Source organism: Streptosporangiales bacterium, from assembly GCA_009379955.1.
In the GTDB taxonomy this organism is placed as follows: Bacteria; Actinomycetota; Actinomycetes; order Streptosporangiales; family WHST01; genus WHST01.
Window position 1 is genome coordinate 1 of the sequence record WHST01000083.1, and the last position, 12,538, is coordinate 12,538.

General features: G+C 68.5%; 11 protein-coding genes. 2 read left to right on the forward strand and 9 right to left on the reverse strand.

Annotated features, from left to right (window positions below; all coding sequences use genetic code 11):
• Positions 1–123: 123 nt before the first annotated feature.
• The 4 genes from GEV10_21840 to GEV10_21855 all read right to left on the reverse strand — a co-directional run bounded on the left by GEV10_21840 (position 124) and on the right by GEV10_21855 (position 4,122).
• Positions 124–1,299, reverse strand: coding sequence for a DUF222 domain-containing protein (locus GEV10_21840; GenBank protein MQA81090.1), 1,176 nt, complete (start codon positions 1,297–1,299; stop codon positions 124–126).
• A gap of 300 nt (positions 1,300–1,599) precedes the next feature.
• Positions 1,600–2,412: a type I methionyl aminopeptidase gene (gene map / locus GEV10_21845; protein MQA81091.1), complete on the reverse strand. Its 813-nt coding sequence runs from the start codon at positions 2,410–2,412 to the stop codon at positions 1,600–1,602.
• Positions 2,413–2,747: 335 nt separating this feature from the next.
• Entirely contained in the window at positions 2,748–3,254 is a 507-nt protein-coding gene (locus GEV10_21850; GenBank protein MQA81092.1) for a histone, read from the reverse strand.
• Between the two features lie 193 nt (positions 3,255–3,447).
• On the reverse strand, positions 3,448–4,122 hold the full coding sequence (locus tag GEV10_21855; GenBank protein MQA81093.1) for a hypothetical protein: 675 nt from the start codon (positions 4,120–4,122) through the stop codon (positions 3,448–3,450).
• 11 nt (positions 4,123–4,133) lie between these two features.
• On the opposite strand from GEV10_21855, the gene GEV10_21860 reads away from it, so the two are divergent.
• On the forward strand, positions 4,134–4,910 hold the full coding sequence (locus GEV10_21860; GenBank protein ID MQA81094.1) for a cobalamin-binding protein: 777 nt from the start codon (positions 4,134–4,136) through the stop codon (positions 4,908–4,910).
• Here GEV10_21860 and GEV10_21865 read toward each other — a convergent pair.
• Positions 4,898–6,481 (reverse strand): alkaline phosphatase, encoded by a 1,584-nt coding sequence (locus GEV10_21865; protein MQA81095.1) that lies wholly within the window; start codon positions 6,479–6,481, stop codon positions 4,898–4,900. The two genes, GEV10_21860 and GEV10_21865, sit on opposite strands and share 13 nt — an antisense overlap.
• 178 nt (positions 6,482–6,659) lie before the next feature.
• Between GEV10_21865 and GEV10_21870 the strand changes: the two genes are divergently transcribed.
• Entirely contained in the window at positions 6,660–6,953 is a 294-nt protein-coding gene (locus tag GEV10_21870) for a hypothetical protein (protein MQA81096.1), read from the forward strand.
• Between the two features lie 3 nt (positions 6,954–6,956).
• On the opposite strand, the gene GEV10_21875 is transcribed toward GEV10_21870, so the two are convergent.
• From GEV10_21875 to GEV10_21890, 4 genes are all read right to left on the reverse strand, one after another.
• On the reverse strand, positions 6,957–8,699 hold the full coding sequence (locus GEV10_21875) for an NAD+ synthase (protein ID MQA81097.1): 1,743 nt from the start codon (positions 8,697–8,699) through the stop codon (positions 6,957–6,959).
• Between the two features lie 581 nt (positions 8,700–9,280).
• Positions 9,281–9,925, reverse strand: a complete 645-nt coding sequence (locus GEV10_21880) for a hypothetical protein (protein MQA81098.1) — start codon at positions 9,923–9,925, stop codon at positions 9,281–9,283.
• Entirely contained in the window at positions 9,916–12,015 is a 2,100-nt protein-coding gene (locus GEV10_21885; protein ID MQA81099.1) for a hypothetical protein, read from the reverse strand. The genes GEV10_21880 and GEV10_21885 overlap by 10 nt, the downstream gene beginning before the upstream one ends.
• A gap of 11 nt (positions 12,016–12,026) precedes the next feature.
• Positions 12,027–12,503 (reverse strand): hypothetical protein, encoded by a 477-nt coding sequence (locus tag GEV10_21890; protein ID MQA81100.1) that lies wholly within the window; start codon positions 12,501–12,503, stop codon positions 12,027–12,029.
• Positions 12,504–12,538: the final 35 nt, after the last annotated feature.

Below are 12,538 nucleotides of genomic sequence, written 5' to 3' on the forward strand. Positions count from 1 at the left end.
CGCAGCATGCGGTGGTTTGAAACCATCACCTGTATGACGATCCCGAAGGGTCGACCTTCATCTCCAGCACAGCACGACAATCACGAGCATTCCAGCTTCTACATCAGAACCTCACAATCATCTTCAGGACACACGGTGTCGCTTGCACAAGCAGTGCAGATTCCAGGTGGCGGTAGATCCACCGGCGGCCCAGGGAACCGTGTGGTCGAGCTCGGTCCGACGGGCTCTGCGGGTGCAGCCGGGGAACCGGCAGGTCACGTCCCGCGCCTTGATGAACCGGGCCAGCCGGGCGCTGGGCGTGTACCGGGGTTCGGCCGGTGGTGCTGCCTCGACCGGCGCCGCGAGGAGTCCGGCGAGATCCCCGGCCCGGAACGTCGTGTCCCCCACGGCGGCGAGCACTCCGGTGTCACGGTCGAACGCGAGCCGCCGCCACGACACCCGCTCACCGGAGGCGAGCGCACGCGCCGTGGACGCGGACACGGGTCCGTAGCCGCGCAGCTCGGCCGGGGTAGTGCCGCCCTGCAGGGTGTCGACAGGGACGGTGACCTCCACGAGAGTGGTGATGTTCCGGCGCACGTTGTCGTCCAGCACGAGGTCGACGAACGCGTCGAACCTGCGCTGCTCCAGCGTCCGGGTATCGCCGGGGATCAGCTTCCGCGCGAGATCATCGACCAGGTTGAAGATGGTGGTGGTCTGTTCCGCGGGTCCACGCATCACCAGGATCCCGGTCTCGCCGGGGTCGGGGCGGTGCCACACCGTCCGGTCCTCGAAGGCGCGGTCCTTGTGTTCTTCCGCGCCGGCGGGGTCGAACTTGGCGACGGCGTGGTTGATGCGGCCGCGGAACTGTCCGACGGGGAGGTCGGGGCGCCGCAGCGCGTACTCCTCCACCAGCGCGGTCGTGTCGGGGTCGAGGTGTTCGACGGCGTCGGCGAGGACCCGTACGTGCATTGCGGTGAGTTCCCCGGCGGCGAACAGCTTCGCGGTGGCGGGGAGCCGGTCCATGGTGATGCGGGAGACACCGAGCCGGGACCCGGCGGTGTCCGGCGCGATCCGCAACACCGCCGCGACCTCTTCGCGGGTGAAGTCATCCTTGCTGACTTCGCGAAGTTGGTCGAGGCGGGCGAGCGCCGCGAACTGACGGGCCTGCGCCGCGGCGAGACACCGCTCATAGGCAGCGAGCACGGCCAGCGAGACCTCGGCCGCCGCGGTCGAGAGATCGATCGCATCGAGCACGGCATGCGAGGACCCGGAGGCGGGAAGTGCCTCGATCCGGTCCAGCTCCACAACATCGTCGAACATGTGTTCGAGTCTACCACAACTGAGAGACGGTTGATAGGCCGGATTCCCTTACGTAGCAAGGGAATTCGCGCACAAGCCAGCACCGCAGACGAACCAGGAAGCGGGGCAGCCACAGAGCTGCCTCACCCCGTAGACGCGCGCTCTTCGGGTCGGGCGGTGGGTGTCAAGACTCCGCCAGACCACCGCACCACGAAGCAACGGCCGCGCGGATTCTTGACACCCACCGCCCGACCCCAACCCTCAAAAGAGGGGTGAGTCAGCGGCCCACAGACAGCGGCCAAGAGGTGAGGCAAGGCGAACTCAAACCTGGGTAAGGATCTCCACCCCCTCGCCGGTGACGAGGACCGTGTGCTCGAACTGTGCGGTGCGCTTGCGGTCCTTGGTGACGACGGTCCAGTCGTCGTCCCACATGTCCCACTCGTGGGTGCCGAGTGTGATCATCGGCTCGATCGTGAACGCCATGCCGGTCTCCATGACGACGTCGAGTGCGGGGTTGTCGTAGTGCGGCACGATGAGGCCGGAGTGGAACGTCGTGCCGATGCCGTGGCCGGTGAAGTCGCGGACGACGCCGTAGCCGAAGCGGCGTGCGTACGACTCGATCACGCGGCCGACGGCGTTGAGCGGGCGTCCGGGGGCGACGGCGCGGATGCCGCGCCTCGTGGCCTCGTAGGTGCGCTCGACGAGCAGTCGGGACTCCTCGTCGACGTCGCCCGCGAGGAAGGTGGCGTTGGTGTCGCCGTGGACGCCGTCGAGGTACGCCGTCACGTCGATGTTCACGATGTCGCCGTCGGCGATGACGGTGGAGTCGGGGATCCCGTGACAGATGACCTCGTTGAGCGAGGTGCAGATCGACTTGGGGTATCCGCGGTAGCCGAGGGTCGACGGGTACGCGTCGTGGTCGCACAGGAAGTCGTGACCGATGCGGTCGAGGTCGTCGGTGGTGACACCGGGACGGACGTGTACGCCCATCTCCTGCAGGGCCTGCGCGGCCAGCTTGCCGGCAATCCGCATGCGTTTGATCGTGTCGTGGTCCTTGACGTCGGACTCGCCGAGAGTGGGGGACGCCTTGCCGACGTACTCGGGGCGCGTGATGTGCGCGGGAACGGTGCGGATGGGAGACAGCTCTCCCTTGGTGACAGGCACGGTCCGAGTCTAGTGCGACACTGGAAGCATGAGTAACTCAGCGCAGGAGGCGGGCGCGTATGAGCACTGAGTGGTGGTACTGCGTGGTGCACAAGACCGTCGAGGAGGCGGAGGGCTGCCGCAACGCGGACCGGCTCGGGCCGTTCCGGACGAAGGACGAGGCCGAGGGCGCGCTGCGGCGGGTTGAGGAACGCAACCAGGCGTGGGACGACGACCCGCGCTGGCGCGACGACTGACCGATCGTACGAAGGATGGAGTCGAGGCCCGGGCGTTGACGCCCGGGCCTCGACTGTGACGTGCGTCGGTCAGCGCCTCACTGCGCGCTTGGCGGCCGCCTTGCGAGGCGCCGCCTTCTTCGCGGTCCTCTTCGCCGCAACCTTGCGAACGGCCTTCCTGGCCGTCTTCTTCGCCGCGGTCTTGCGTGCGGGTACCTTCTTGGCGGTCTTCTTGGCCGTGGCCTTCTTGGTCGCCGCCTTGCGGGCTGGTGCCCTCTTGGCGGTCTTCTTGGCCGTGGCCTTCTTCGTGGCCGCCTTGCGTGCAGGCGCCTTCTTGGCCGTGGCCTTCTTGGCGGCCGCCTTGCGGGCTGGTGCCTTCTTGGCGGTCTTCTTGGCCGTAGCCCTCTTGGTTGCGGTCTTCTTCGCCGCCGGTCGGGCTGTCGCCTTGCGCGCAGTCGCCTTCTTTGCGGCCGTCGCGCGCTTCGCCGGAGCCTTCTTAGCGGTGGCCTTCCTGGCCGTGGTCTTCTTCGCGGTACGGGTCGCTGCGGTCTTGCGCGCAGTGCTCTTCTTCGCAGCGCCCTTCCTTGCGGGTGCCATTGCTTTCGTCGCCTCCGTGAGTGTCTACGAGTACCTATGCCGCACTCGTTGATGAAAACCATGCATGGAAGAAGCATGTTTTACCAGTAGGCACGCGCTATTCGCTACAAGGGGTTCGAAGTGCCAATCGACGGGTGTGAACGCGTGTAGCACGTCGATGTGCCGATTTCCCTTACATATCAAGGGAATCCGGCTACTCGGAGGTGCTTGGTCCGCTGATCGCCTCGAGTGCACGTGCGATGCGCGAACGGATGCGTCCGCGTCGTCCGCTGCTCTCACCGGCCGCGAGGTTGACGAGATGCTGCACCGTCTCGAAGGCGACGGCGGTGTCACCGAGATCGGGTACGGGAACGCGTGAGTCGTTCGGAGGGACGACGATGGGACCCGGAACGCTCAACGACTCGTGCGTGATGGACGACAGCTCGTCGTCGCCGGTGTCGATGCTGAAGACGGTGCCGCCCTTCCTGCGCGCGTCGTCGACGCGTTCGAGTAGACGCGGTGGTGCGGCGGACGGCGCGACGACGAGGACGAGGTCGCCTCGCCGCGCGAAGTCGAGACGTCGCATGCCCATCGTGAGATGCTGTGGGCCCTCGCGTGGAGGACTCCACCGCACGAGAACGGGCGAGATCTCCGGGATCCCTTCCCAGCGCGCGGTCTCGTCGAGGTGCGCGGCGAGGTGCCACGGTTCGTCGTCGGGCGTGCCGACGAGCAACAGGCCGTCCGGGTTGCGGGTCATGCGCCGCATGTCGGCGGCGAAGTCGCCGATGCGACGGGGCCACTCTGTCGGTTGGAGCAGCAGCCTGAGCATCGCAGCGGTCGTCGCGTCCACCCGTCCATGGTGCCTTCCCCGGCGTCCGGATGCGAGCATGGCCTCTGATGATGGAGACGCGACGACACCCGGTCGACGACCTCGGCGTGCCGGTCCCGGTGCCGAGGGACGTCACGCGCGTCGTGTCACTCGTTCCTTCGCTGACCGAGACCGTGGCCGTGACGGCGCCGGGTCTGCTCGTCGGTGCGACCGACTGGTGCACGCATCCGGCCGACATCGACGTGGTGCGCGTGCGCGGCACGAAGAACCCCGACGTCGCGCGTGTCGTCGCCCTCGAACCTGACGTCGTGCTCGCGAACTTCGAGGAGAACCGGCAGGCCGACATCGACGCGTTGCGCGACGCCGGTGTCGCGGTGTGGGTGACGCGCTGCGTCACCGTCGCGGAGGCGTTCGCAAGCCTCGAGCGGATGGTCGGCGCACTCGGTCTCGCGCCACCCGCATGGCTCGACGACTCCCGACGGATGTGGGCCGACGATCACGCCGGGCGACGCAGGGTCGCGGTCGTCCCGATCTGGCGCCGCCCGTGGATGGTCCTCGGGTCCGACACGTTCGCCGGTGACATGCTCGCTCGGCTCGGCGTCGACAACGCGTACGCCGCGCATGCCGAGCGCTATCCGCGGGTGCCGCTCGACGAGCTGCGTGCGGCCGCGATCGATCTCGTCGTGCTGCCGGACGAGCCGTACGCGTTCACCACGACCGACGGGCCGGAGTGCTTCCCCGGTCACGACGTCGCGTTGGTCAGCGGCCGGCACCTCACCTGGTACGGGCCGTCGCTCGTCGAGGCGCGGTCCGTCCTCACCGATCAATTGCGTCCTCAGCTTCGGTGAGGCTGCAGCTCCTTGCTCCACAGCACGCGGGCCGAGTTGTCGCGCAGGCGTACGGTCAGACGCCTGCTGTGTCCGTCTATGCTCACCTGGCCGAAGAACTGGTACTCGGTGGCGGGGGAGACGTTCGCCTCGGTGGGTGCCTTGACGAAGACCTGCTCGCAGCCGAAGCTCGTGTCGATCGCGACCGCGGGGAACCCGCCGGAGTTCAGCGGACCCGACACGAACTGCCAGAACGGGTCGAAGTCCTTGAACGCGGCACGCTCCGGGTCGAAGTGGTGTGCCGCGGTGTAGTGGACGTCCGTCGTGAGCCAGACGACGTTGCGGATGTCATGGCGCTTGAGGAACGACAGCACCTCGGCGATCTGGATCTCGCGGCCGAGCGGCCGGCCGTCGTCGCCCTGCGACACGCCCTCGAAGTCCTCTCCGTCGGCGACGACCAGGCCGAGCGGCAGATCGTTGCAGATGACCTTCCAGGTGGCGCGGGACGCGAGCAGCTCGCGCTTCAGCCAGCGCGCCTGCGCGTCGCCGAGCACGCCGCCGTTGTTGAACTCCTGCCGGTTCGCCGAGTTCGGGTCCTTGTACCACCGCATGTCGAGGACGAACACGTCGAGCAGCGGACCGTGGTGGAGCGTCCGGTAGATGCGTCCCTGGTCGTCGTAGCGCGTGGCGATCGGTGCGTACTCGCTCCATGCCTGGTACGCGCGGCGCGCCAGCACGTCGACGCTCTTCTCCTGGTACCGCGGGTCGTCGATGACCTCGCCCGGGTACCAGTTGTTGAGCGTCTCGTGGTCGTCCCACTGCTGGATCTGCGGGACGTGCGCGTAGAACTCGCGGAGGTTGTCGTCGAGCAGGTTGTACTTGTAGTTCCCGCGGTACTCGTGCAGCGTCTCCGCGACCTTCGACTTCTCCTCGGTGACGACGTTGTGCCAGACCGTGCCGTCGGGCAGCGGCACCTCGGACTCCATCGGGTTGTCGGCGTAGATGTTGTCGCCGTTGCAGACGTAGAAGTCGGGGTCGAGCCCGCGCATCGCGGAGAAGATGCGGTAGCCGCCGCGCGCCTCGTCGATGCCCCACCCCTGGCCGCCGAGGTCGCCGGACCAGACGAACGAGACATCGGAACGCCGCGCCGGAGCCGTGCGCAGGTGACCGGTGACGGGCTCGCCGGTCCGCCGGTCGTCGCGCGCGTCGACGGGCGTCACCCGGTAGTAGAGGTCGGAGCCGGGTGGAAGGCCGGTGAGCAGCGTCTTCCCCGTGTTGTCCGACGCCGGGGTGAGGTACGCGCCGCGGACCGTGCGCGCGTGCGCGAGGTCGGGACGGCGGCTGACCTCGACGAGCATGCGGGCGGGCCGGTCGCTGCGTGCCCAGACGGTCGCCCTGGTCGCCGACACGTCACCGGACTGCACGCCGTGGGTGAGCGACGGACGTCCCCGGCGCACGAGCGAGGGCGCGCGCCGGTCGGCGGCGGCCGCGGTCGCCGGTGCGACGAGCGAGGGCAGCGCGAGCGAGCCCCCGACGACGGTGAGGAACGCGCGACGCGACGGGCGTCCCGGCGACGTGGGTGAGGTGGGCATGACGAGACACCTTTCGCCGCAGGGGCATCGGACCTGTCGTACCGGTCCTATCCGGGGCAGGTGTCGCGTGGCTGAAGGAATCTTGAACAACGCGGTGGGGTGACGCGGCCCGTGGCCGGGTGCGGCCATCCTGCGACGCAGTGTCACCACCGGCGACGTAATGCCCTACGCTCACCGCATGGGGAATATGGCGTCGATTCTCGGTCTGCTGCTTGGCCTCGTCCTGATGGCCGTCGGGTTCCTCATCCTGTACTTCGTCGTGAAGGCCGCGGTGAAGAGCGGAACGCTCGAGGCGCTCGACGACCCGCGCGCGACGCTGGGCGCGCACCGCATCGTCAACCAGCTCGCCGGCAACGAGGCGCCGCAGCGGCAGCAGCCGCAGCCGCAGTACCAGCAGCAGCCGCAATACCAGCAGCCGCAGCAGGGTCAGCAGCAGAGCCACTACCAACAGCAGGGCCCGCCGCCGCAGTAGTACCTACCGCTCGTACTCGCGCCAGGCGTTGGTGATCGGCTGCCGCCGGTCGCGGCCGAAGTTGCGCTCGGAGATCTTCGGGCCGGGCGGGAACTGGAAGCGCTTGTACTCCGCGCGGTCGACCATCGCGGTGACCAGGTCGACCATCGCCGGGTCGTGCCCGCGTTCGATCAGCTCCTCGCGACCGAAGTCGTCCTCGACGTAGTCGTCGAGGAGTGCGTCGAGCTGCTCGTACGGCGGCAGCGAGTCGCTGTCCTGCTGGCCCGGTCTGAGCTCCGCGCTCGGCGGCTTGGTGATGGTGTTCTCCGGGATCGGCGCCTGCAGTCCCCGCTTCTCGGCCTCCGCGTTGCGCCACCGCGCCAGTGCCCACACCGTGCTCTTGGGGACGTCCTTGAGCGGCGCGTAACCGCCGGCGGAGTCGCCGTACAGCGTGGAGTACCCGGTGCCGAGCTCGCTCTTGTTGCCGGTGGCGAGGGAGAGGTGGCCCTCCTCGTTGGAGATCGACATCAGGATCGTGCCGCGGATGCGTGCCTGGAGGTTCTCCGTCGCGAGTCCGGTGAGCGACACCTCCGCCGCGTAGGCGTCGTAGATGCCGCTGATCGGGTGGACGCGGTAGCCGATGCCCTGGCGCTTCGCGAGGTCCTCCGCGTCGGCGAGGGAGTGGTCGGACGAGTGCTGCGACGGCAGCGCGAGCGCGTGGACGTTGTCGGCGCCGAGCGCGTCGGTGGCGATCGTGGCGACGAGTGCGGAGTCGATGCCGCCGGACAGGTTGAGGACGGCGGACGTGAACTGGTTCTTCCGCGTGTAGTCACGCATGCCGAGCACCAGCGCGCGGTAGACCTCGTCGAGGTCCTCGAGCGGCTCCGCGAACGTGGGTGCCTGCGGCTCGTACCTCGGCACCGTGTCGGTGGAGATGACGACGCGGTCGACACCGGGCATCAGCGCCGTCGGGTCACCCGACGCCTCCTTCAGCTCGAGGTCGACGACGAGCAGGTGCTCGGCGAACTGCGGGGCCCGCGCGACCAGCTCGCCCTTGGCGTCGACGACGAGGGAGTCGCCGTCGAACACCAGCTCGTCCTGGCCGCCGACCATGTTGACGTACACCAGCGGACAGCCGACCTGCTTCGCGCGGCGCGCGCACAGCTCGAACCTCGCGTCGTCCTTGAGCCGTTCGTACGGCGACCCGTTGATCGCGACGACGAGACCGACCTCGGCGGCCCTGGCGTACACCGACGGCCCGGTGTCCTGCCACAGGTCCTCGCAGATCATCAGCGCCACGTCGACGCCGCGGACCCGACCGACGGCGAGGTCCTGCCCGGGCACGAAGTAGCGGAACTCGTCGAACACGCCGTAGTTGGGCAGGTGCCGCTTCGCGTACCTGACGATGACGCGTCCGCCGTTCAGGAACGCGCCGGCGTTGAGCGGTGCCGACGGCGGTTGCCCCGCCTTCTGCCACTTGCCCCCGATCGCGTCGAGGTAGCCGACGACGACGGTGACGTCGCCGAGACCCTCCTCGGCCAGCCGGGTGGCGAGCCTCGCGAGCTCGCGGCGCGAGGCGTTGCAGAAGGACCGCCGCAGCGCGAGGTCCTCCACGGGGTAGCCCGAGAGGTACATCTCGGGGAAGACGACGAGGTGGGCGCCGGCCTCCTCGGCCTCGCGGACCGCGTCGAGCGCGCGGTCCGCATTGGCGCGGAGGTCTCCGACCGTCGGGTTCGTCTGGGCCAAGGCCACACGCAGCTGAGTCACGGAGGAATGCTAGAGCCGGCGGCGGCGATCCGGAAAACCCGGATGCGTGGACCGCAACCGGCCTTGACCGGCCCGCGTCAGCTGTCTCCCGCGAGCCGGTCGACGCCGTCGGCGGTGACACCGATGCGCCGGCCGTCCGGCAGTACGAACTCGACGCCGTGACGGGTGGGCAGGTCCGCGGCGAGGGCGGCCACGGTGGTGCGTCGTGGCCGGACGTCGGGGTGGGCGGTGCGGGCGTCGTCGTCGCGTACCCAGGCTTCGACGGCTGGTCCGGGCCTGTCGTCGTGCGCGATGGTGAGGTCGCCGGCTGCGTCGGCGGTACGGTCACCTCGCCGTGGCCGATGACGCGGAGGTCGTGGGTGGTGAGTTCGTCGGTGCGCAGCCGTGTCAGGCGTGTGGCGAGGTCGTCGCCGCCAGGTGTGTGTGGGGTGTAGCGGGGGTTAGGCTGCCGCTGGAGGTCGACATCGACGGGTCATAGATCGGCTAACGCGGCGCTAAACCGCCTGCCACGCCGGCCACCCGTGAGGGGCACCCTCACCGTGCTCTGGGACGGTGAGGGTGCCCCTCACGGGTTGGAGGGCTCAGGACCGGTCGACGGTGAGGTCGGTGATCTCGTGCCTGTCGTACCCGGTGAGGTCGAGGAAGGCGGTCAGGACCTCGTGGGGGCTCCGCGTCGACCCGGGATGCTGCACGACGGCGACGCGTTCGCTCCGCTCCCACCAGGGTGCGACGAGGGCGACCTCGTCGCCGGTCCGTAGGCGCAGTAGCAGGACCTCGCGTTCACCGCCGTCGGTGCCTTCGATCGTGGTGAACATACGTTGCAGGCGCTCGCCCACCTCGACATACCGGCGGGGTAGCGCCGCGACGGCGCGGCCTGTTCGGAACTCGTCGGAGCGGGAGGCATCGAGCGGGACGAATGCCGGAGTGACCCAGGGGCGCCTTGCGTCCATGCGATCCCTGACCCGTGCCACGAAGTCCCTGATGTCCTGGTCGGTGTGGTCGGCGGGGATGGGACCGGGGAGGAGGTCGGTCAAGTCGTCGCCGGAACGCAGCGCCTCGCCGAGCGCGGCGTAGCCGTCCTCCTGGCCGAACCCGCGCATCGGTTCCTCGAGCATCGCGAGGGCCTGGTGCTCCGCGAGGTCGTCGTCGAGGTCCCGCTCGAACTGCACCGAGTAGACCAGGCCGCCGACCAGCCGGCGCCATCGCGGTTCGTTCATCAGACCCATATGCTGTCCACCTTGTCGACGCGCACGCCGGCCCGCCTCAACGCGTCGACGACCCGATACAGGTGCTCGGGATCCGGCCAGTAGTGTCCGCTTCTCCTGTTGATGTAGATCGCCTTCCCGTTGCGAACCGTCAGCTCTCCGGCTCCGGCGACGGGTTTCCCGCCGAGGAAGCTGGAGTGGTGGAGCTTTCCGACCTCGTGTGTCTTGGAAGCGTAGAGGTTTCCGTACTTGTCCATGGCGTAGATGGCCTCGCCGCCATGGGCTGATCTGGCCCCTGTGCTGTCGAAGAGTTTGCCTTCTGTCGTGTACAACCGTCCGTTGTGCGCGAAGAGGCGGTGCTGCTCGAGCTTGGTGGGACTGAAGTATTGGACGCCCGTCCTCACCCTTCCGTCCTTGTCCCACCGGGGCCTCTCCTCCCCTTCGTACCTCGGATTCATCTCCTTGTCCTCCATGGACGGGCCGTCCTTGTCCGTGCGCGGCGGCGGGATCTCGTCGGGCGGCGTGATCCTGCTGTCATAGAAGTCGGCATGCTTCCCGTACGTCAGGATCTCGTCGGTGCTCTTGCCGCTAGCGAGGATCTCGTCGACGCTCTCGCTGCCGGCGAGGATCTCGTCGGTGCTCTTGCCGCTGGCCAAGATCTCGTCGACGCTCTTGCCGCTAGCGAGGATCTCGTCGGTGCTCTTGCCGCCGGTCGTTCGCTTGGGTGGCGTCCCGTCGGTCCCATGGGGTCTGACGCCCGTGTCACTGCTGCCGGGCGTCTTCGTGGGCGGTGGTGGAGTGGCGCCGTCGTCGAGCTTGTTGAGCTTGCTGAGCCCGTTCGTGTCGTGGGGTATGTCGGTCTTGCCGAACAGGGTGTCCTTGAGGGCGGTCTTCATCTCCCCGATGCCCTCGTTGATGGTCTTGACCAGGTGTCCCACCTTCGGCAGCACGACCTTGTCGACCTTGACGACCGCGGCCACGGCGTCGTCGACGAGCTTCACTCCAGCCTGCAGCATCCCGCCGGCCTTCCCGCTCGCTGCCAGGCCCTTGGGACCGGGAAGGAAGAACGTACCGACGTTGAATGTGGTCGCGCCTGCCGCGCGCGCCGGGTCCTCGCCCCAGGTGTCCCAGGCGACGATGCCCTTGACGGCGCCGAGCTGGGCATTCATCGCGTCGCTCACGAACTCGTCGACGCCTTCGGACGTCCAGCCGGCCATCTTCGCGCCGCCGTAGACGAGGATGGCTCCGGAGCTGACGAAGAGGACGCCCGCGACGGTCATCCCGAGGTTCTCCCAGGCGGCGCCGGTGTCGTCCAAGGTGTTGGCCCATTCCCAGCCGGTGAGGGCGTGGATTCCCGCTTGGATCGGGATGAGGGTGGTGATGCCGTCGATCGTGCCCAGGAGGCCGTCGATGTAGAGGCCCTTGTAGTAGCTCGCTCCCATGGCCGCCACGTCCACGTACCACGGGGCGTCCCACTCCGCCGCCGTGCCCCATGGGAGTTCCACGCCCTCCTGGAGCTCGCCGTCGATCTCCACCTCGGGGATGGAGCTCATGCCGTACGCTTCGACGCCGGGCAGCAGCCCGAGCCCGGCCATCTGTCCGAGGAACGTGTCGCCGGCGACGAACTTCCTGGTGCCGCCGAACAGCGCTTCGATGGCGTTGGCGTACTTGCGTTCGACGTCCCACATCTGCTCGACCTTGGCGCTGACGTCGTCGATCATCTCGTTGTTCTTGTCGACCTTCGCCTCGTCCTCGAGCCAGGCCTGGTCGGGGTCGCAGCTGTTCTCGTCGACGAAGTCCTGGGCGTCGGCCTTGAGGTTCTTCAGATCGGCGGCGATGGGACGCATCTCTGCGGCGAAGGCTTCGAGGATGTGACTGACCGCCCGGACGTGCTCGCCGAACTCCAGTCCCAGCTTCCGCACGGGCTCGGTCGCGGCGAACAGGTTCTCTGTCTCCGGAGCCCGGTACGACAGCCTGAGACTCTGCACGGTGGAGTGGATGGCGCTGCCGCGCGTGGTGATCCCGGTGCCAGCGGTCCGCAGCTTGTACGCGGCCGTCTCGATGCCGTCGCAGCTGCCGGTGAAGAGCGGGATCTCGCCCGGATTGATCACGTCGACTCCTGTCAGCCCACCGCCGGCGGAAAGAAGCAGATGCCGGAGCCGTCGTCGGACGCAGGTCCGCCGCCGCGCTTGATCCCGCCGTCGTCCGGCGGTTCGGTGCCGCCGCAGACACCGACCGGCTCATGTGTGCCGCCGGACCCGTCGCTGTCGCCCTGAGAGCCGGAGCCGTCACCGGTGGAGGCGGAGGCGCTGCTGGCGTTGTCGGCCATCTGCTGGTCGCCCTCGATGTAGGCCGTGGTGGCGTTGACGGTCGCCTGGATCACCTGCCCCGTCCGGGCGAACATCTGCGGCAGGTGTTTGGCGTAGTGGTTCGCGAAGTCGCCCAACGCGACGGCCACGATCCCGCCGCCGGTGGTGATCGAGGCGTGGTTGAGGCCGTCCTGGTACACCGCCGCGTCGGTGGCGAGTGTCTCCGTGACGGCCACCGTGCGTTCGATCCCGCGGACGACGCCCAGGACGTCGATGTCGTAGTCCGTCATGAGTAGTCCTCCCGAGGTGGGTACGGCGACGACGC

What these genes read in the sequence shown, in the direction of transcription:
- GEV10_21860 (MQA81094.1), top strand. Translation starts at nt 4,134, where the DNA reads ATGGAGACGCGACGACACCCGGTCGACGACCTCGGCGTGCCGGTCCCG.
- GEV10_21870 (MQA81096.1), top strand. Translation starts at nt 6,660, where the DNA reads ATGGGGAATATGGCGTCGATTCTCGGTCTGCTGCTTGGCCTCGTCCTG.
- GEV10_21865 (MQA81095.1), bottom strand. Translation starts at nt 6,481, where the DNA reads ATGCCCACCTCACCCACGTCGCCGGGACGCCCGTCGCGTCGCGCGTTC.
- GEV10_21880 (MQA81098.1), bottom strand. Translation starts at nt 9,925, where the DNA reads ATGGGTCTGATGAACGAACCGCGATGGCGCCGGCTGGTCGGCGGCCTG.
- GEV10_21850 (MQA81092.1), bottom strand. Translation starts at nt 3,254, where the DNA reads ATGGCACCCGCAAGGAAGGGCGCTGCGAAGAAGAGCACTGCGCGCAAG.
- GEV10_21840 (MQA81090.1), bottom strand. Translation starts at nt 1,299, where the DNA reads ATGTTCGACGATGTTGTGGAGCTGGACCGGATCGAGGCACTTCCCGCC.
- GEV10_21855 (MQA81093.1), bottom strand. Translation starts at nt 4,122, where the DNA reads ATGCTCGCATCCGGACGCCGGGGAAGGCACCATGGACGGGTGGACGCG.
- GEV10_21890 (MQA81100.1), bottom strand. Translation starts at nt 12,503, where the DNA reads ATGACGGACTACGACATCGACGTCCTGGGCGTCGTCCGCGGGATCGAA.